Raw genomic sequence first — 17,919 nt, 5'->3', positions numbered from 1 at the left:
AGGCCAGAAGTGGAAGACCGGCAACGGTTGGTGAGCTGACTGGTACTAATAGGCCAACACAAACAACAACACCCCCACACACCACACACTTAGTGTGCGTGGGAGCACCGGGGGTGAGTAACACGGTAAACGCGAAGCGTCCACTATACGGTCCACACCCAACCCACACCACCAGCACACGCACAGTATGTGTTGCAAGGCGAGCCGATAACAGAATCATAAGAGCACTGACGCACTGCCCATGTAGTCGTCTCGGTGGTCACAGCGACAGGGAAACGCCCGGTATCCATCCCGAACCCGGAAGCTAAGCCTGACAGCGCCGATGGTACTGCACCCGCCAGGGTGCGGGAGAGTAGGACACCACCGAGCACACACCACACAGCTGGCCCGGAACCGCCACGAGCGGCTCCGGGCCAGTTACCTATGTCCTCGCACCAACAACACACTCAACACCACCCGACGCCGCGATGCTGGCGCACGTATCACGATGACTCTCATCCCTCCTGCGGCGGGATCCATCGTCGGTGCAGGAGTAACTGTTCTGAGCGTTCTTCTTGGTGGCCGCGTACGGTGCCATGCTTCTTGCCCCGCATCTACGCCGTCGTCGCGGTGAGCGACAAGGGGCGTTGGCCTGCGGGCATGAGAATGGAGTCAACGAAGACCTGTGCCACTGGGCTGGGGTTGAAGGAGTCCCACGCGAGGTACTCCACCCGTACCGGACCGTCGCTGACGGGGATGCACACGCAGCCGGGCGCCTCTCGGGCCACGCTGGGAGCGACAAGAGCGGCCCCCAGTCCCTGACGCACCAATCCGGTGAGGTCGGCCGTGTTCACCTCGAAGCTCACCTCACGGCGGAGCCCAGCCCTGTCAAAGGCCAGATCGGACTGCTCGCGTCCTGACGAACCCTCGGGAAAGTCCACGAACGGCTCGTCTGCCAGGTCCTCCATGCGGAGTTGGCGTCGCCCCGCCAATCGGTGCCCCTCCGCCAGCACCGCCACCAGGCGCTCCCGTGAGAGCTCTCGCGTCTGCACGCCCTGCGGTGTCACGCCTTCCGCCAGGCCGAGGAAGCCCACGTCGAGCTCCCCAGCCGCAATACGACGCAGGAACTCATCACTGCCACCAGTGCGCACGTGCACGCCCACCTCGGGGTAGCCGCGACGGAATGCGCCCAGCACCGCCGCAACATCCACTGCTGTCACGGTCGGGATCACCCCGATGGTCAGTGCCCCCCGGATGTCTCCGTGAGCAGCTGCCGCCGCAACCTTCGCGCGCTCCGCTGCCCGGAGGCACAACCGTGCCTGCTCCACGAACGCCTCGCCGGCGGGCGTCGCCTCCACCTTGCGGCTCGTGCGCGCGAACAGCCTCACCCCGAGTTCGCTCTCCAAAGACTTGATCTGCCGGCTCAGGGCCGACTGCACCACGAAGCACCTCTCAGCCGCGCGCGTGAAGCTCTGTTCCTCGGCGATAGCCACGGCGTACCTCAACTGCTGCAACTCCATCCATCAATCTTATGTGTGCATCGCTCCCATCTCATCCATGTCATCGACGAATCGATGTGAGCACCTCAGGCTGGACGCATGACGACTCATGTCGCGCCCTCCCAAGCCTCGAGTGACTCCAGGTCGGCTGCGCCCGGCGCCGGTCTGTCAGGCCGCCGATCGAGAATCGCCTGGATTGCTCTGACATCCCTGGCACCGGCTGTGTGGGGGACGACGTACATCGTCACCACCCACGCCCTTCCTCCGGGGCATCCGGTCTTCGCGGCACTGATGCGGACACTCCCTGCGGGCGTCCTCGCCCTCCTCGCCTCCCGGCAGCTGCCACGCGGAACGTGGTGGTGGAAGAGCATCGTCCTCGGGGCCCTCAACATGGCCTGTTTCTTCCCCCTCCTCTTCGTCGCCGCGCAGCGCCTGCCCGGAGGTGCGGCCGCGACACTCGGGGCCGCGCAACCGATCATCGTCGCAGGCCTCGCCGTCACCGTCCTCGGTGAGCGCCTATCGGCATGGAGGCTGATATGGGGCGTGGCCGGCGTCGTCGGTATCGCTCTCGTCGTCCTGGGACCGCAGGCTCAGCTCGACGCCCTCGGGGTGGCGGCCGGCTTGGGCGGAGCCGCCTCGATGGGGCTGGGAGTCGTGCTCACCAAACGGTGGGGCAGGCCCGACGGCGTCAGCGCCCTTGCCCTGGCCGGATGGCAGCTCACCGGTGGCGGCCTCCTGCTGACTGCGCCCGTCCTCATCATCGACGGCCTCCCGACCGGAATCGATACGGCGGCTCTGGCGGGATACGCCTGGCTCGGGCTCGTAGGAGGGCTTGCCGCCTACGTCCTGTGGTTCGAGGGTATCCGCAGGCTGCCGGTCACACCGACGGCACTGCTGGGCCTGCTCTCACCTCTGAACGCGGCGCTCCTCGGACACGTCATTGCCGATGAGGCACTCACATCCATCCAGTTCCTGGGATTCGCGCTCGCTCTCACTGCGATGAGCGCAGGACAGCTCGCCCCGCACTCCTCCCGCTCCTCCTCTCGAAAGGACCCCTCATGAGAATCACCGTCCTTGGTGCCACCGGCATGGCCGGGACCGCCGTCGTCAACGAAGCGCTCAGCCGCGGTCACGAGGTGACCGCCGTATCCCGACGGCGGCGCCATCGGGCTGGCGCCCGCCTCACCTCGCGCCTGCTGGACGTCACCGACGTCGAGGGCGTGGCCGGTCTCCTGAAAGACAGTGACGCCGCTGTGGTCGCACTGCGCCCGCCCGCCGGTCACGAGAGCGACCTGGCCCAACTGACGACGGCCGTCCTGGACGCCGCCTCCAGGAACCGAACGCCCCTGCTCATCATCGGGGGCGCGGCTCCGCTGAGCTCGCCCACGGATCCCAGCACCCTCGCCATTGACGACCCCACCATCGTGCCGCCGGCCTGGAGAGACGTGGCCCAGGCAAGCCTCGATCAGTTCCGGGCGTGCCAGGCGCACAGCTACAAGGGCTGGGTCTATCTCAGCCCTCCGGCGATCTTCGCTCCAGGAGATGCCACCGGCTCCTACCGCCGCGGAACCACGACGCTTCTGCGGGACGCCCATGGTGAGTCCCGCATCAGCCCTGAGGACCTGGCGCTCGCCGTCGTCGACGAGCTGGAGCATCCCGGCGGCGAGCAGCACATCACCGTCGTCGCCGCGGAGGCAGGGGACTTAGATCCAGGACGACAGGAACATGTGCGAGACCCAGAAGGAGCGTGAGACCGTCTGCCCGGTCCAGATCGGCCACCAGAAGGCTGCCGCCGCACAGGCCAGGAGCGTGACCACGATGATGAGGCCGATGCCCTCGGTGCGGATCTGCCACGTGGGGGCCATCGTCCACTTCGCCAAGGAGGCCCACGGGCTGCGGCGGCCAGCCAGCCGTGGCACCCCGCCGTCGGACCACGCCGGCTTGGTTGCGTCCCACGACGTCGACGGGGCCGGGTAGCCGGTCAGCTCGTCGTAGCTGCGCGCCAGGGCCGCATCGGTCCGCGGGTCGGTGAGGGGGGCGCCGGGCTCGAGGTCGTCGTCGCCGTCGACCAGAGCCGGGTTGATGCGGTAGATGCCGGGGTCGGTCTCCTCCACCGGCGGCGTCCACACGGGTGTGCGCGCGAACTGCGGGCCGAAACCCAGGAATCTGGCGCCCATGCCGCGCCACGGCCGGATGCCCGGGCCGATCTGCCGCCTGAGGAGGGCCTCCATCTGCGTGTCGGCGCTCGCCGAGCCCGGCAGCGGTGGCAGTAGCCCGGAGGCCATGCCCAGCGCCAGCACGAGGACGAGCACAACGCAGGGCACGAAGGCCACCGTGTAGAAGGTGAAGATGGTGCGATCCCGGTACTGGAACCAGGGCACGTACAGGCCCAGGTAGCCGATGAGCGGCACCCAGGCCCGCCAGTCGCGGTTCTTGACCCCGATGATGACCACGGCCACCAGCGCCACCACGGCCGACCACCAGATGACGATGTTCCCGATCGAGGTGATGGCCTGAATGCAGTCCCCACCCCCGCAGGTCTGCGGCACCTGAGCCTTGTCCTCCCAGAAGAAGGAGGTCGGGCGGGTCTGCAGCAGCCAGCCCGAGGGCTTCGACTGGTACGTGTGCGGGGCGTCCAGGCCCACGTGGAACTCGTACATCTGCTGGTGGTAGGCGATGAAGTCGTTGATCTTCTCGAACACCGAGTTGTCGACGTAACCGGACAGCCAGGGGGCGGGAACCGGCAGCCCCTGCTTGATCTGCTCGGCCGTCCAGCCGTGCTTGAAGGCACCCAGGTGGGTGAACCAGGACCACCAGCAGCCGACGTAGACCACGATGACCACCGGAATCGCCTGCAGGAAGTCGCTCACGCCCTGGGCGACCGTCCCCTCCAGGAACCAGGCCCGTGCGCGCACTCGCCGTAGCGCCAGAGTGTCCCAGATGACGACGGCGATGCCGCACACCGCGACGAGGTAGAGACCCGACCACTTGATGGAGCAGGTCAGCCCCAGTGCGATGCCCGCGGCCAGCAGCCAGGGACGGATGGTGGCGTGCGGGGCGCGCGCCCCGGGCGTGGTCCCCGCCATCCTGCGGGCCAGTCGCGCCCGTGACCACTCCCGGTCGCGGACCAGGCAGTACAGGGACAAGGTGGCGAAGAAACCGATGAACACGTCCAGCAGCCCGATGCGGGACTCGGTCAGGGCCACGCCGTCGATCGCCAGGAGCAGCCCGGCCAGGCCCGCCAGCAGCGGTGAGCGCGTCAGGCGCATCGTCAGGCGCGCCAGCAGCATCACCGTGAGGATCCCGGCGACGGCCGGCATGAACCGCCAACCGAAGGGCGACTCCGGCCCGAAGATCTCCATGCCGGCGCCGATGAGCCACTTGCCCAGTTGCGGGTGGACGACGTAGGCGGCGCTGTCGGTGAGCTTGGAGAAGTCCCCCATGGCGAAGGCCGCGTCAGCCGAGCCGGCCTTGTCGTCCCAGGCGGCCTCATAGCCCAGGTGCCACAGGGAGTAGGCGTCCTTGACGTAGTAGATCTCATCGAACATGAGTGTCTTGGGGTGGTTCAGTCCGATGAGGCGTAGCAGGGCGGCGATGACGCCGACGACGCCGGTGACGATCCACCCGCGTGCCCTCACGCCGAGGGGCATCACGGCACCCACCGGGCCCAGCCCGAGCATGGTGCGCAGCTCGGCCTCGGTACGCTCGGCGGCGGGCTCGGTGTCGCGTTCAGCGATGACGGGCTCGGCGACGGCGACCTCGACCGGCGCGGGGCTCGTGGCCTCGTCCCGCGCCGGGGCGGCTTCCTGTGCTCGTTCCTGCTCCGCGTCCGGGCCGGGGGAACCGTCGCGGGACTGCTCGGGGGACTGTTCGGGAGACAGCGCGCTCGGAGTCGTCACACCCCGAGTGTAGGCGGAGGCTACATCGAGGGCGCACCGACATACTGTGTCCTATGACTGAGAGCAGCCCGCCCCCACCTGCCGCCGCCGACGACGCCGACGTTGATCCCGTCGATGCTCCCGCCGCCCACAGCCCGGACCTGCGCGGCGGGACGATCACCCTGGCTGCCACCCCGATCGGCAATGTCTCTGACGCCTCACTGCGTCTGCGTCGCGCCCTGGAGCAGGCCGACCTCATCGCCGCCGAGGACACCCGCCGGCTGCGGTCCCTGGCCCAGCGCCTCGACGTCGAGCCCCGCGGGCGTGTCATCGCCTTCCACGAGCACAACGAGCGCGAGCGCGCCGCCGAGCTGCTCGAGGCCGCCCGCGCCGGCCTCCGCGTCCTGGTCGTCTCCGATGCCGGCATGCCCTCGGTCTCCGACCCCGGGTACCGGCTCGTCCAGGCTGCGGTGTGCGAGCAGGTGCCCGTCACGGTCGCACCGGGCCCCTCAGCGGTGCTGACCGCCCTGGCCCTGTCCGGACTGGCCTCCGACCGCTTCTGCTTCGAGGGATTCCTGCCGCGCAGGCCGGGGGAGCGGCGCCGGGCCCTGGAGTCCCTGGCCACCCAGGAGCGCACCATGATCTTCCTGGAGTCCCCCCGCCGCGTCCACGACTCCCTCGTCGCCATGGTCGAGGCTCTCGGCGCCGAACGCCCCGCGGCACTGTGCCGGGAGCTGACCAAGACCCATGAGCAGGTGCTGCGGGCCCCCTTGGCCGAGCTGGCACGGGCCACGGCCGACGGCGTCCTGGGGGAGGTGGTCCTCGTGGTCGCCGGAGCCGAGCCTGTCGCCGCCAGCCCCGAGGCCGCCGCGCACAAGGCCCTGGCGCTGGCCGAGGCCGGCATGCGCCTCAAGGCGGCCGCGGCCCAGGCGGCCGGTGAGGCCGGTCTGCGCCCCAACGAGGTCTACCGCGCGTCCCTGGCGCTGCGTGACAGCGCAGACTGAGCCGACCGGGCTCCTGTCGGGGCCGATCCCGCTATGGTCGTGTCATGAACACCGAGCACCGCACCGGTTCCCAGGCCCCCGCTCGACGGGCCCTCATCATCGTCGACGTCCAGCCCACCTTCTGCGAAGGAGGTGCCCTGCCGGTGACCGGCGGCAACGCCGTCGCCGAGCGCATAGCCGCCCACCTGTCCTCCCACCGGGGGGACTACGACCTGGTGGTCACCACCCAGGACTGGCACATCGACCCCGGTGAGCACTTCTCCAGCGAACCCGACTTCATCGACACCTGGCCCGTTCACGGCGTGGCCGACTCCGCCGAGGCCCAGCTCCACCCCGCCCTGAGCGCCCTGGAGGCCGACGCCGCCGTGAAGAAGGGCCAGTACGCCGCCGCCTACTCCGGCTTCGAGGGCGTTGACGAGGACGGACGCACCCTGGCCGACATCCTCAGCGCCGCCGGTATCGAGGCCGTTGACGTCGTCGGCCTGGCCGAGTCCCACTGCGTCAAGGACACCGCCCTGGACGCGGTCCGGCAGGGCTACCGGGTGCGGGTCCTGACCGATCTGACCGAACCGGTCAGCCCCGAGCTGGGGCGCGCCGCCCGCGCCGACATGAGTGCTGCCGGCATCGAGCTGGTGCCCTCCCACTGAAGGACTGCCCGCACCGGCCACCGGGGCCGGTCGCCGGGGTCGGGCCCCGAATCGCCCCGAACACCATGGGTGCCCTCACCGATTGTCTCGGTGAGGGCACCCATGCGTTGCCAGAGGTGGGCTACTGGGCCGGCCAGCCGCCGGGCTGCTGGTACGGGCCCGGCTGCCCGGGCTGAGCCTGCTGCTGCCCCTGCCGCACGGGCTGGGTGAACACCGAGGGCTGTGCGGGCTGAGCCTGCTGCTGCGCAGGTTGCTGAGCCGATTGCTGACCCGTCCACCCGAACTGGGCGGTCGGGGCCACCTGCGAGTACTGGGGCTGGGCTCCCGCCCCCGCAGCCGAAGCCGCGTAAGGCGCCTGCTGGGGGGCCGGCTCCGACTGCTGGTACTGGGGCTGCTGGGCGTACTGCGCCGCCTGCGGCTGCTGGTCGGACTGCCAGGCCCCCTGGGTGTAGACGGTCGGAGTCCCGGGCGTCGCACCGGCCGTTGTGCTGAAGGCCTCACCTGCCGCAGCCGGGGCCGTGCCAGTGGCGGCCAGCTTGGAGCGCCAGGCCATGCCGCCGGCGCCCATCGCCAGACCCACGACCGCCATGATGATCGCGCCGACGGCCCCGAACAGTGACAGCAGGGTGGCCGTCGCCGACGAGGGGGCGATGATCTCACCGACGGAGACCCCCGCTGTGCTATTGCAGTCAACGGTGTAGGCGCCCGACTTCTTGGAGGAGAAGGTCGAGAAGAGCTTGCCGCCCTTGACCTTCGTGGACGACGAGCTGGACTTCGTGTCGACGTCGTCGCCATCAGGAGAGGTCACCGAGCAGTCCGGCGCGTCGTCGCCGTCGCTGTAGAACAGCCCGTAGGTGCTGCCCTTGTCCAGCTCCACCGTGGCGGCCTGGTCATCCGGCAGGTTGGTGACGGTGGCGTTGAACTGGCCGCGGGTGACCGCCGAGCCGATTCCGCCGATGATGGCGATGAGGAGGATGGCCAGGCCGGCCACCGCCAAGGCCGTCGGGGCGGCCAGGCTCTTGGACGTCGCCGGCTGGCTCGCGGCACCTGAGTAACCGCCTTGAGGCGTCTGGAATGGTGCGGCCGGCGGGTACTGCGAAGACTGAGCGCCGGCGAGAGCCGGGTCGTAGCCGTTAGCCGACCAGCCGGCTGGGCTCGCTGGGTACTGGGAGCCGGGGTACTGGGACATAACTGGCCTTTCTGGTCCATCGTGTCCGTGTGAGAGGCGCGTGGGAACACGTCATGACGGCGTGCACGGCAGCATGGTGATGCCGGAAGCCCGCAGCGCACCCGAGACCTCACAGGAGGCGTCGATATGTCGGAACAATCACCGGGCGGGAGCCGCACGACTCGGACAGACTACCGGGTGACGGTGCACCCCCGCAGGCCGTGGACCAGATCCGTGGCCCTGGACTGAAGCGGCCGCGGAACCCGATAGGCTGACCTCCATGACCCACATCCTGTCCGCAGTCGCCTGGCCGTACGCCAACGGCCCGCGTCACATCGGCCACGTCGCCGGCTTCGGTGTTCCCTCTGACGTCTTCTCGCGCTACATGCGCATGGCCGGTCATGACGTCCTCATGGTCTCGGGCACCGATGAGCACGGTACCCCGATCCTCGTCGCCGCCGACGAGGAGGGTCTCAGCGCCCGGGAGCTCGCCGACCGCAACAACCGGCTCATTGTCGAGGACCTCGTGGCCCTGGGCCTGTCCTACGACCTGTTCACCCGCACCACCGCCGGCAACCACTACCACGTGGTCCAGGACATGTTCACCACCGTGCGGGACAACGGCTACATGGTCCAGCAGGTGACCCGCTCGGCGATCTCCCCCTCCACCGGGCGCACCCTGCCCGACCGCTACATCGAGGGCACCTGCCCGATCTGCGGCGCCGAGGGCGCCCGCGGGGACCAGTGCGACACCTGCGGCAACCAGCTCGACCCCACCGACCTCATCAGCCCGCGCTCGCGGATCAACGGCGAGACCCCCGAGTTCGTGGAGACCACCCACTGGTTCCTTGACCTGCCCGCCCTGGCTCAGGCCCTGGGCGCCTGGCTCGACGAGCGTGAGGCCTCCGGCACCTGGCGGCCCAACGTCATCAAGTTCTCCCAGAACCTCCTGGGGGACATCCGCCCGCGCGCCATGACCCGGGACATCGACTGGGGCATCCCGGTGCCCGGCTGGGAGGACCAACCCACCAAGCGCCTCTACGTCTGGTTCGACGCCGTCATCGGCTACCTGTCCGCCTCCGTGGAGTGGGCGCGCCGCAGTGGCGACCCCGAGGCGTGGCGCGCCTGGTGGAACGACCCCCAGGCCCTGTCCTACTACTTCATGGGCAAGGACAACATCGTCTTCCACTCCCAAATCTGGCCCGCCGAGCTCCTGGGCTACAACGGTCAAGGCGCGGCCGGCGGCGAGCCCGGGCGCCTGGGCGTGCTCAACCTGCCCACCGAGGTCGTCTCCAGCGAGTTCCTCACCATGGAGGGCAAGAAGTTCTCCTCCTCCCACGGCATCGTCATCTACGTGCGCGACTTCCTCGAGCGCTACCAGGCCGACGCCCTGCGCTACTTCATCTGCGCGGCCGGCCCGGAGACCGCGGACGCGGACTTCACCTGGGCGGAGTTCGTGCGGCGCACCAACGGCGAGCTCGTGGCCGGCTGGGGCAACCTGGTCAACCGCACCGCCTCCATGATCCACAAGCGCTTCGGGCAGATCCCCGAGCCCGCCGAGCTTCAGGACATCGACCGGACCCTGCTCGACGCCGTCGAGGCCGGCTTCGCCTCCGTGGGCGACCTCATCGCCCAGCACCGCCAGAAGGCCGCCCTGGGGGAGGCGATGCGCCTGGTCGGCGAGGCCAACAAGTACGTCGCCGACACCCAGCCCTTCAAGCTCAAGGGCGAGGACCCCGCCACCCAGGCCCGCCTGGCCACGGTCCTGCACACACTGGCCCAGGCAGTCACCGACCTCAACCTCATGCTCTCACCCTTCCTGCCGCACGCCGCCAACGACGTCGACCGGGTCCTGGGCGGGTCCGGCCGGATCGCCCCGATGCCCCGCATCGAGGAGGTCGCCGAGCTCGACCCCGAGCACCTGCCCGAGGCCTTCGACGGCCGCACCGGCTACCCGATCATCACCGGCGACTACCAGGACGCCCCCACCTGGGGACGCCACCCGGTCACCGTCGGCACCCCCGTGGCCAAGCCGACCCCGGTGTTCACCAAGCTGGACGAGTCGATCGTCGAGGCTGAGCTGGCCCGTTACGCCGGCTCCGTGCCCGACGACGTCACCGGCTCCTGAGGGCGCATGGGATCGAGGAAGCGAGACCGCTCCTGGCCGCCGGCCGACGCCGTCGCCCCCCTGGCGGCCCCGGTCACAGACAACCACACGCACCTGCCGGTCGCGGCGGACGCCGGCGGCCCCGGCTCCGAGGCGCCGCTGAGTGCCGCTGAGCTGGTCGAGCGCGCCGCCGCCGTAGGCGTGACCCGCGTGGTGACCTCCGCCTGCGAGGTCACCACCTGGCAGGAGAGCCTGGCCCTGCCCCGCCAGCTGCCCGGCGTGCGTGTGGCCCTGGCCGTGCACCCCAACGAGGCCGTCCTCCACGCCGGGGTGCGCGAGACCGGCCCCGACGGGCTCGAGCCCCGGGCTCAGGAGCACCATGCCGAGCCGCTCGAGGAGGTCATGGTCCGCCTGGAGGAGACGCTCAGGGCGAACGCCGACGTCGTCGTCGCCGTCGGGGAGAGTGGCCTGGATTTCTTCCGCACCGGTGAAAAGGGGGCCGTCGCCCAGCGCGAGGCCTTCCGGGCGCACATCGCCCTGGCCAAGGACCTCGACCTGCCCCTGCAGATCCACGACCGTGACGCGCACGCCGCCTGCGTGGAGGTTCTCGAGGCCGATGGCGCCCCCGCTCGCACCGTCTTCCACTGCTTCTCAGGCGGGCCGCAGCTGGCCGCCGCGTGCGCCGAGCACGGCTGGTACGCCTCCATCGCCGGCCCGCTCACCTACCCGGCCAACGACACCCTGCGGGAGGCGGTCGCCGCCCTGCCCGAGTCGCTGCTCCTGGTGGAGACCGACGCCCCCTACCTCCCGCCCAAGCGCTGGCGCGGCCGCCCCAACGCCTCCTACCTGCTGGGCGACACGGTCCGCTTCCTGGCCGAGCGGCGGGGCCTGAGTGAGGAAGACCTCTGCCGGCGTCTGCAGGCCACCACCGAGACGGTCTACGGGATCTGGTGAGCGCCGTCGGCCGCCGAGGGGCGACGGGCTCCGTCTAAGACTCAGACCTATGGACCCTGACGTCCTGCGGGGAGGAAGCCCGCCATCGGAGGGAAAGGAAAAGACCCCGCGGCGGTCCCGGTACGGCCGATTTTGTCCGGACGACGCCTCCCAGGTTGCCACCGTTCGTTCAGGGGTGTCCCAGGTGGGAGACAGGTTGGAATCAGGGCCTGTCTGCACGGTTCCATCACAAGCCCACAGGGTGTGAGCAGGTGCATTGGCACGCCCCTGGGTCATCGGTTACGGTGACACGCAGTCGTCAAAACGAAGGAAGTTCTATCGTGGGTCGTCACTCCCAGACCAGCTCCCTGAGTACTACACTCGCCGGCCTCGGGTCCTTGGCCTCCAAGAAGCGGGCTGCCTCCGCAAGCCACGGCCGTCGTCGCGCCGAGGGGCCTGCCAAGACCTCCCTGACCCCCATGCTCTTCAAGGCGGGGGGTGCTGCTGCGGCCTTCTCCCTGGCGGTCTCCGGTGCCGCCTACGCGGCCATCTCCGCGGGGGATGACGAGGGGAGTTCCTCCTCGGGCGGTTCCTTCGGGCTGATCGGTGGCGAGTCGGATGGACAGGCCAAGGCCGCTGCCACCCCGAAGGCCGGCGCCGGCAAGATCGCCAGCGCCCAGACCTCCACCACCACCGTCGACGAGCCGCAGGTTCACAGCACGGTGAAGAAGGAGACCGACTCCCTGCCCAAGGGTGAGACCAAGGTTGGGACCGCCGGCGTTGACGGTCTCGTGCGCACCACCTACGAGGTCACCACCCAGGACGGCAAGGAGGTCTCCCGCACCCCCGTCGCCCAGGTCGTCGTCACCAAGAAGGTGGACGAGGTCGTCCTGGTGGGTACTGGAGAGCAGCAGGATCAGCAGGCGCAGCAGGCCCAGCAGGAGGCCGCTCAGCAGGCCCAGCCCGCCGGTGATGGGCAGGCCGCCCAGGCCAACGGGGGCAGTGAGGGCTCGAACAGCAGCACTCCGGCTCCTGCGGCCAACCCCGGCGCAGGGACCGACCCCGACAGTGCCAAGGCCATTGCCCGCTCCATGATGGCCAGCCACGGCTGGGGGGACTCCGAGTTCTCCTGCCTGGAGAGCCTGTGGACCCGTGAGTCCAGCTGGAACTACCAGGCCGAGAACGCCTCCTCGGGCGCCTACGGCATCCCCCAGGCGCTGCCCGGCACCAAGATGAGCGAGGTCGCCGACGATTGGGCCACCAACCCCAGCACCCAGATCACCTGGGGCTTGAACTACATCTCGGGCCGCTACGGCACCCCCTGCTCGGCCTGGGCCCACTCCGAGTCCGTCGGCTGGTACTGAGCCGAAGCAGTCGCCCGGAACGTCGTCGACGGCGCCCGTCTCTCAGCGAGACGGGCGCCGTCGCCATTGTCATGGGACGCAGGTCACGCAGGAGTGAGGTGGCTAATTGTCGCCGCCGTGAGGCTTCCACTACCGTGGCACTCGCCGTCAACTGGAAGGACGTCTCCCCATGACTCCCCTCGCCCGTTCCCACGCCCACGCTCTGCCGGAGGAGCCGCAGGCGCCGGTCCCGCAGGAGACGGCCCATGGGGAACACGGGCAACATGGGCAGCGCAGCATGCGCACTATCGCGCTGCGCGCCGGTGTGGCGGCCCTGGCCCTGTCAGTCGCGGTCTCCGGGGCTGCGTACGCCGCTGTCCGCGCGGGGGAGCCCTCACGCACCTCCGGTGTCGAGGCGGCCGCGAAGGGCACCGATGGCTTGGGGGCTGAAGGTGGTCGCAGCCGGGTCTCGGTCACGCCGAGCACCCAGAAGGTGACCACCGAGACGGTCGACGCCACCGACCCCCACGGCTCGGTCCAGCAGGAGAGCGGCGATCTGTCCGAAGGCGAGACCAAGGTGGCCACGGCCGGTGTCGACGGCGTCGTGCGCACCACCTACGAGGTCACCACCGTGGGCGGCAAGGAGGTTTCCCGCACTCCTGTCGCCCAGGTCGTCGTCACCCAGAAGGTCGATGAGGTCGTCCTGGTGGGCACCGGCGCGGCCAAGAAGCAGGAGAGCAAGCCGGATCAGTCTCAGGGACAGTCCCAGTCTCAGGGCCAGTCTCAGTCCCAGGGGCAGGGTCAGACTCAGGCACCCTCGGAGTCCTCCGGAGGCTCTGGTGGTTCGGCGTCAGGCGGCAGCGCCGGCACGACCGGCGGCGGTGCCGGAGACGACGGTGTCTGGGCCCAGCTCGCCCAGTGCGAGTCCGGCGGCAACCCGGCCACCAACACCGGCAACGGCTTCTACGGCATGTACCAGTTCACCCTGGAGACCTGGCAGTCCCTGGGTGGAACCGGCTACCCCCACGAGGCCGACGCCGCCACCCAGACCGCCATGGCCAAGAAGCTCCAGGCCCAGGCCGGCTGGGGCCAGTGGCCAGGCTGCGCCGACAAGCTCGGCCTGCGCTGAGCGGCCCGAGCCGCGTCCGGGGCGTCGCGCACGCTCCGGGGCTCGATCATCCCAATCATGCAGAGAGCATGCGGCATGTTCCCAGATATCTCACAGTGACAAAAGGCGGGCGCCGGTTACTGTGTCCCCATGACGTTGCCGGCCCCCGATTCACAGGTGCCCCCGGCAGGAGCCGCCCCCACCGACGGGCCCGACCCTGCAGGAGCCTGTGAGGCCACCTCCGAGCCCCCCGCCGATGCCGCCCTCGCGGAGCACCCCCACCCAGGCCCCCGGGATCCTGAGGATCCTGAGGATCATGGCGCCTCCCCGAGTTCCCGTGCCGCCGGCCTCCTGGGCCCCACGGAGGTCCGCGGCCTGTCCCAGGCGCTGGGCATCCGCCCCACCAAGACGCTGGGGCAGAACTTCGTCCACGACGCCGGCACGGTGCGCCGCATCGTCAAGAGCGCGGGCGTGCGTCCCCAGGACACGGTCCTGGAGATCGGGCCGGGCCTGGGCTCCCTGACCCTGGCCCTCCTGGAGACCGGGGCGAGAGTGATCGCCGTCGAGATCGACCCCGTCCTGGCCCGGGCACTGCCCGTCACCGTCGCCGACCGCATGCCGCCGGCCGCAGGCCGCCTGACCCTCATCCAGGCCGATGCGCTGAGTATCACCGGCCCGGATTCGCTGGGCGATGCCGGCCCCCCTCCCACCCGCCTCGTGGCGAACCTGCCCTACAACGTGGCCGTCCCCGTCCTGCTCACCGCGCTGGAGGCCCTGCCCAGCCTGGAGAGCGTCACCGTCATGGTCCAGGCCGAGGTCGCCGACCGCCTCGCCGCCGAACCCGGCTCGCGGACCTACGGGGTCCCCAGCGTCAAGGCCGCCTGGTACGCCGCGGCCCGCCGCACCCTGACCATCTCCCGCCACGTCTTCTGGCCCGTGCCCAACGTCGACTCCGCCCTCGTCGAGCTCGTGCGCCGTCGTCCCCCCACCACGCGCGCCACCCGCGAGCAGGTCTTCGCCGTGGTCGACGCCGCCTTCGCCCAGCGCCGCAAGACCCTGCGCAAGGCCCTGGCCAGGCTCGCCGGAGGGGCCGACGCCGCCGAGTCCGCCCTGCGCGCCGCCGGCATCGACCCGACCCGGCGCGGCGAGACCCTCGACATCACCGCCTTCGCCGCCCTGGCCGAGGTGCTGCAGCCCGTCGTCGCCGATGAGACCGCTGCGCCAACGCCTCCCACCTCACAGGAGCAGTCATGAGCCATCTGCGTGCCGTCCCCGACGGCCCCGCCGGTCCGCGCGAGTCCACCGTGCCGCCCCGCAGCGGCTCGGCCAGCTCGGTGCGCGTCGAGGCCCCCGGCAAGGTCAACCTCTTCCTGTCCGTCGGCGCCCCCGGTCCCGACGGATACCACCCGCTCACCACGGTCTTCCAGGCGGTCCGCCTCATCGAGACCGTCACCGCCCGCAGGCAGTCCGCCCAGGACCACGGCACCGTCACCCTCACCCTCGAGGAGCCCGACGGCGACGTGCCGGTGGACGAGTCCAACCTGGCCGTGCGGGCTGCCACGCTCCTGGCGCAGACCACCGGTGTCAGCGAGGGCGTCGACCTCCTGCTGCGCAAGCGCGTCCCCGTCGCCGGCGGGATGGCCGGAGGATCCGCCGACGCCGCCGCCGCCCTCGTGGCCTGCAACGCCCTGTGGGGCACGGGCCTGTCCCTGCCCGAGCTCTCCGCCCTGGCCGCGCGCCTGGGGGCCGACGTCCCCTTCCCCCTGACCGGGGCCACCGCCGTCGGGAGCGGCCGCGGCGACCTGGTCACCCCGATCATGACCCGGGGCGCCTACCACTGGGTCTTCGCCCTGGCCGAGGAGGGCCTGTCCACCCCGGCGGTCTTCCGGCGCTTCGATGAGCTGACCGGTGGCGGGCAGCCCGCCGTGCGCGACGTGCCCGAGGCCCTCACCGCCGCCCTACGCGCCGGGGACGCCCGCGCCCTGGCCGGCTCCCTCCACAACGACCTCCAGGCCGCCGCCCTCGACCTGCGCCCCGAGCTGGCCGAGGTCATCGCCGTGGCCGAGGAGGCCGGGGCCCTGCGTGCCATCGTCTCCGGCTCCGGCCCCACCATCGCCGCCCTCGTCGAGGACCCCGGCAGCGCCCAACGGGTCTCGCGCGCACTGAAGGCCTCGGGCCTGGTCGCCGAGGTCCTGCGCGCCGACGCCCCCGTGGCCGGCGCCCGGGTGGTGGGCTGATGGCGCACCTGCTCGGCGTGGAGAACCTGCGCCTGACGGTCGGCTCCCGCCTGCTCCTGGACGAGGTCACCCTGGGACTGGAGGACGGCACCCGCGTCGGCGTCCTGGGCCCCAACGGTGCCGGCAAGTCCACCTTCCTGGCGGCCCTGGCCGGTCGGCGCGAGCCCGACGGCGGCCGCGTCACCCGCACCGGCGGCGTGAGCGTGGCGGTCCTGAGCCAGGCCGACGACCTGCCGCCGGGCGCCACCGTGCGCACCGCCATCCACGGCCGGGCCCCCGAGCACGAGTGGGCCTCCGACCCGGCCGTGCGTGACATCCACGCCGGCCTCATCGCCGACCTTGACCTGTCCGCCGACGTCGCCACCCTCTCCGGGGGCCAGCGCCGCCGCGTCGCCCTGGCCGCCGTCCTCACCCGCCGCGCCGACGTCGTCATCCTCGACGAGCCCACCAACCACCTCGACGTCGAGGGCGTGGACTGGCTCGCCCGCCACCTGCGGGCCCGCTTCAACGGCCCGGGCGGCCGGGCCTCCGGCGCCCTGGTCACCGTCACCCACGACCGCTGGTTCCTGGACGCCATCTGCACCAACGTCTGGGAGGTCGTCCCCGGCATCGACCCCGGCGGCGGGCGCCCCCAGGTGGCCGGCCGCATCGAGACCTACGACGGCGGGTACGCCGCCTACGTCCTGGCCCGGGCCGAGCGCGCCCGCCAGGCCGCCGTGGCCGCCGTCAAGCGGGAGAACCTCCTGCGCAAGGAGCTGGCCTGGCTGCGCCGCGGCGCCCCCGCCCGCACCTCCAAGCCCCGCTTCCGCATCGATGCCGCCGAGGCCCTCATCGCCGACGTGCCGCCCCCGCGCGACACCGTGGCCCTGACCGCCATGGCCACGGCCCGCCTGGGCAAGAAGGTCCTCGACCTGGAGGACGTCACCGTGCGCTACCCCGGGCCGCCCACCGACTCCGGCGAGGCGACCCAGCGGGAGGTCCTGCGCCGGGTTACCTGGCGGCTCGCCCCCGGTGAGCGCGTCGGCGTCGTCGGCGTCAACGGCGCCGGCAAGACCACTCTGCTGCGCCTGCTCGAAGGCGTCCAGGAGCCCACTGAAGGCCGTGTCGCCCGCGGCAAGACCGTCCAGGTGGCCACCCTGTCCCAGTCCACCCACGAGCTCGACGCGCTCGCGGACCTGCGCGTCGTCGAGGCCGTGGCCATGGTGGGGGAGAGGGTCGTCGTCGGGGACAAGGAGATGACCGCGGCCCAGCTCGTGGAGCGCCTGGGCTTCACCCGTCAGCGGGCCTGGACCCGGGTGGGGGAGGTCAGCGGCGGGGAGCGCCGCCGGCTCCAGCTTCTGCGCCTGCTCATGACCGAGCCCAATGTGCTCCTGCTCGACGAGCCCACTAACGACCTGGACACCGACACCCTGGCCGCCGTCGAGGACATCCTCGACTCCTTCCCCGGCACCCTCGTGGTCGTCTCCCACGACCGCTACCTCCTGGAACGGGTGACCGACCACCAGGTGGCGCTGCTGGGCGACGGCAGTGTGCGTGATCTGCCCGGCGGGGTCGAGCAGTATCTCCAGATGCGCCGCGAGGCCATGGGCGGCGCCGGGAGCCCTAGAGCCTCAGCGGGCGCTGCGGCATCTGCGGCGACGCGGGCGGCAGCGGAGGCCTCTTCTGAGCGCAGTGCTTCCAGCGGGGCCCGTCGGCACGAGGCCCGCAAGGCCCTGGGGCGCATTGAGCGGAAGATGGAGCGGGCGGCTCAGTCGCTTGCCGCTCTGCACGCGCGCATGGAGGAGGTCTCGGCCGATCCGAACCGGGTGGGGGAGCTGGCCGAGCTCGGCCGTGAGCTCGTGGCCGCTGAGGCGACCCACGCCGATCTGGAGGAGCAGTGGCTCGAGGCGGCGGAGGCGCTGGAGGCCTGAGGGGCGGTGCCTCTGCGCCCTGGCGGGGCCTCGTCGCTGGAAGCGGTGGGGAGGGAACGGGGCTCGGGGAGAGGGATCGGGGAGGTCAGTGGCGACGTCGCTGCTC

The 17,919-nt window shown here is 71.0% G+C and carries 14 protein-coding genes and 1 rRNA gene; 12 read left to right on the top strand and 3 right to left on the bottom strand.

What is annotated here, in order from left to right; genetic code table 11:
• Window positions 1–251: 251 nt before the first annotated feature.
• Window positions 252–369 (top strand): 5S ribosomal RNA (gene rrf, locus HMPREF3165_RS00940).
• 224 nt (window positions 370–593) lie between these two features.
• Here rrf and HMPREF3165_RS00935 read toward each other — a convergent pair.
• Window positions 594–1,499, bottom strand: a complete 906-nt coding sequence (locus HMPREF3165_RS00935) for a LysR family transcriptional regulator (protein ID WP_070510142.1) — start codon at window positions 1,497–1,499, stop codon at window positions 594–596.
• A gap of 78 nt (window positions 1,500–1,577) precedes the next feature.
• Between HMPREF3165_RS00935 and HMPREF3165_RS00930 the strand changes: the two genes are divergently transcribed.
• Window positions 1,578–2,540, top strand: coding sequence for an EamA family transporter (locus tag HMPREF3165_RS00930; protein ID WP_070510138.1), 963 nt, complete (start codon window positions 1,578–1,580; stop codon window positions 2,538–2,540).
• On the top strand, window positions 2,537–3,229 hold the full coding sequence (locus tag HMPREF3165_RS00925) for an NAD(P)-dependent oxidoreductase (RefSeq protein WP_070510135.1): 693 nt from the start codon (window positions 2,537–2,539) through the stop codon (window positions 3,227–3,229). The genes HMPREF3165_RS00930 and HMPREF3165_RS00925 overlap by 4 nt, the downstream gene beginning before the upstream one ends.
• On the opposite strand, the gene HMPREF3165_RS00920 is transcribed toward HMPREF3165_RS00925, so the two are convergent.
• Window positions 3,182–5,377: a dolichyl-phosphate-mannose--protein mannosyltransferase gene (locus HMPREF3165_RS00920; RefSeq protein ID WP_070510132.1), complete on the bottom strand. Its 2,196-nt coding sequence runs from the start codon at window positions 5,375–5,377 to the stop codon at window positions 3,182–3,184. The two genes, HMPREF3165_RS00925 and HMPREF3165_RS00920, sit on opposite strands and share 48 nt — an antisense overlap.
• A gap of 53 nt (window positions 5,378–5,430) precedes the next feature.
• On the opposite strand from HMPREF3165_RS00920, the gene rsmI reads away from it, so the two are divergent.
• A complete protein-coding gene (gene rsmI / locus HMPREF3165_RS00915; RefSeq protein WP_070510129.1) occupies window positions 5,431–6,360 on the top strand; it encodes a 16S rRNA (cytidine(1402)-2'-O)-methyltransferase in 930 nt (309 codons plus the stop codon).
• A 44-nt stretch (window positions 6,361–6,404) separates the two neighbouring features.
• On the top strand, window positions 6,405–7,007 hold the full coding sequence (locus HMPREF3165_RS00910) for an isochorismatase family protein (RefSeq protein WP_070510127.1): 603 nt from the start codon (window positions 6,405–6,407) through the stop codon (window positions 7,005–7,007).
• A gap of 121 nt (window positions 7,008–7,128) precedes the next feature.
• Here HMPREF3165_RS00910 and HMPREF3165_RS00905 read toward each other — a convergent pair whose 3' ends face one another.
• On the bottom strand, window positions 7,129–8,196 hold the full coding sequence (locus HMPREF3165_RS00905) for a hypothetical protein (RefSeq protein ID WP_070510124.1): 1,068 nt from the start codon (window positions 8,194–8,196) through the stop codon (window positions 7,129–7,131).
• Between the two features lie 259 nt (window positions 8,197–8,455).
• Here HMPREF3165_RS00905 and metG point away from each other — a divergent pair, with 259 nt between their 5' ends.
• The 7 genes from metG to HMPREF3165_RS00870 all read left to right on the top strand — a co-directional run bounded on the left by metG (window position 8,456) and on the right by HMPREF3165_RS00870 (window position 17,813).
• Window positions 8,456–10,303 (top strand): methionine--tRNA ligase, encoded by a 1,848-nt coding sequence (gene metG, locus HMPREF3165_RS00900; RefSeq protein ID WP_003787609.1) that lies wholly within the window; start codon window positions 8,456–8,458, stop codon window positions 10,301–10,303.
• A gap of 6 nt (window positions 10,304–10,309) precedes the next feature.
• Complete coding sequence (locus HMPREF3165_RS00895) at window positions 10,310–11,236, top strand: TatD family hydrolase (RefSeq protein WP_070510121.1); 927 nt, start codon at window positions 10,310–10,312, stop codon at window positions 11,234–11,236.
• A gap of 320 nt (window positions 11,237–11,556) precedes the next feature.
• Window positions 11,557–12,579 (top strand): G5 domain-containing protein, encoded by a 1,023-nt coding sequence (locus HMPREF3165_RS00890; protein WP_070510118.1) that lies wholly within the window; start codon window positions 11,557–11,559, stop codon window positions 12,577–12,579.
• A 169-nt stretch (window positions 12,580–12,748) separates the two neighbouring features.
• Window positions 12,749–13,687, top strand: a complete 939-nt coding sequence (locus HMPREF3165_RS13980) for a resuscitation-promoting factor (RefSeq protein ID WP_070510115.1) — start codon at window positions 12,749–12,751, stop codon at window positions 13,685–13,687.
• 129 nt (window positions 13,688–13,816) lie between these two features.
• Window positions 13,817–14,920 (top strand): 16S rRNA (adenine(1518)-N(6)/adenine(1519)-N(6))-dimethyltransferase RsmA, encoded by a 1,104-nt coding sequence (gene rsmA / locus HMPREF3165_RS00880; protein ID WP_070510112.1) that lies wholly within the window; start codon window positions 13,817–13,819, stop codon window positions 14,918–14,920.
• Window positions 14,917–15,903 (top strand): 4-(cytidine 5'-diphospho)-2-C-methyl-D-erythritol kinase, encoded by a 987-nt coding sequence (locus tag HMPREF3165_RS00875; protein WP_070510109.1) that lies wholly within the window; start codon window positions 14,917–14,919, stop codon window positions 15,901–15,903. The genes rsmA and HMPREF3165_RS00875 overlap by 4 nt, the downstream gene beginning before the upstream one ends.
• Window positions 15,903–17,813 (top strand): ABC-F family ATP-binding cassette domain-containing protein, encoded by a 1,911-nt coding sequence (locus HMPREF3165_RS00870; RefSeq protein ID WP_070510106.1) that lies wholly within the window; start codon window positions 15,903–15,905, stop codon window positions 17,811–17,813. The genes HMPREF3165_RS00875 and HMPREF3165_RS00870 overlap by 1 nt, the downstream gene beginning before the upstream one ends.
• Window positions 17,814–17,919: the final 106 nt, after the last annotated feature.

Source organism: Actinomyces sp. HMSC08A09 (assembly GCF_001807465.1).
Classification (GTDB): Bacteria; Actinomycetota; Actinomycetes; order Actinomycetales; family Actinomycetaceae; genus Actinomyces; species Actinomyces oris.
This window is presented reverse-complemented; position numbering and strand designations above follow the sequence as displayed.

What these genes read in the sequence shown, in the direction of transcription:
- HMPREF3165_RS00895 (WP_070510121.1), top strand. Translation starts at nt 10,310, where the DNA reads ATGGGATCGAGGAAGCGAGACCGCTCCTGGCCGCCGGCCGACGCCGTC.
- HMPREF3165_RS00935 (WP_070510142.1), bottom strand. Translation starts at nt 1,499, where the DNA reads ATGGAGTTGCAGCAGTTGAGGTACGCCGTGGCTATCGCCGAGGAACAG.
- HMPREF3165_RS13980 (WP_070510115.1), top strand. Translation starts at nt 12,749, where the DNA reads ATGACTCCCCTCGCCCGTTCCCACGCCCACGCTCTGCCGGAGGAGCCG.
- HMPREF3165_RS00870 (WP_070510106.1), top strand. Translation starts at nt 15,903, where the DNA reads ATGGCGCACCTGCTCGGCGTGGAGAACCTGCGCCTGACGGTCGGCTCC.
- rsmA (WP_070510112.1), top strand. Translation starts at nt 13,817, where the DNA reads ATGACGTTGCCGGCCCCCGATTCACAGGTGCCCCCGGCAGGAGCCGCC.
- HMPREF3165_RS00875 (WP_070510109.1), top strand. Translation starts at nt 14,917, where the DNA reads ATGAGCCATCTGCGTGCCGTCCCCGACGGCCCCGCCGGTCCGCGCGAG.
- rsmI (WP_070510129.1), top strand. Translation starts at nt 5,431, where the DNA reads ATGACTGAGAGCAGCCCGCCCCCACCTGCCGCCGCCGACGACGCCGAC.
- metG (WP_003787609.1), top strand. Translation starts at nt 8,456, where the DNA reads ATGACCCACATCCTGTCCGCAGTCGCCTGGCCGTACGCCAACGGCCCG.
- HMPREF3165_RS00925 (WP_070510135.1), top strand. Translation starts at nt 2,537, where the DNA reads ATGAGAATCACCGTCCTTGGTGCCACCGGCATGGCCGGGACCGCCGTC.
- HMPREF3165_RS00930 (WP_070510138.1), top strand. Translation starts at nt 1,578, where the DNA reads ATGACGACTCATGTCGCGCCCTCCCAAGCCTCGAGTGACTCCAGGTCG.
- HMPREF3165_RS00910 (WP_070510127.1), top strand. Translation starts at nt 6,405, where the DNA reads ATGAACACCGAGCACCGCACCGGTTCCCAGGCCCCCGCTCGACGGGCC.
- HMPREF3165_RS00905 (WP_070510124.1), bottom strand. Translation starts at nt 8,196, where the DNA reads ATGTCCCAGTACCCCGGCTCCCAGTACCCAGCGAGCCCAGCCGGCTGG.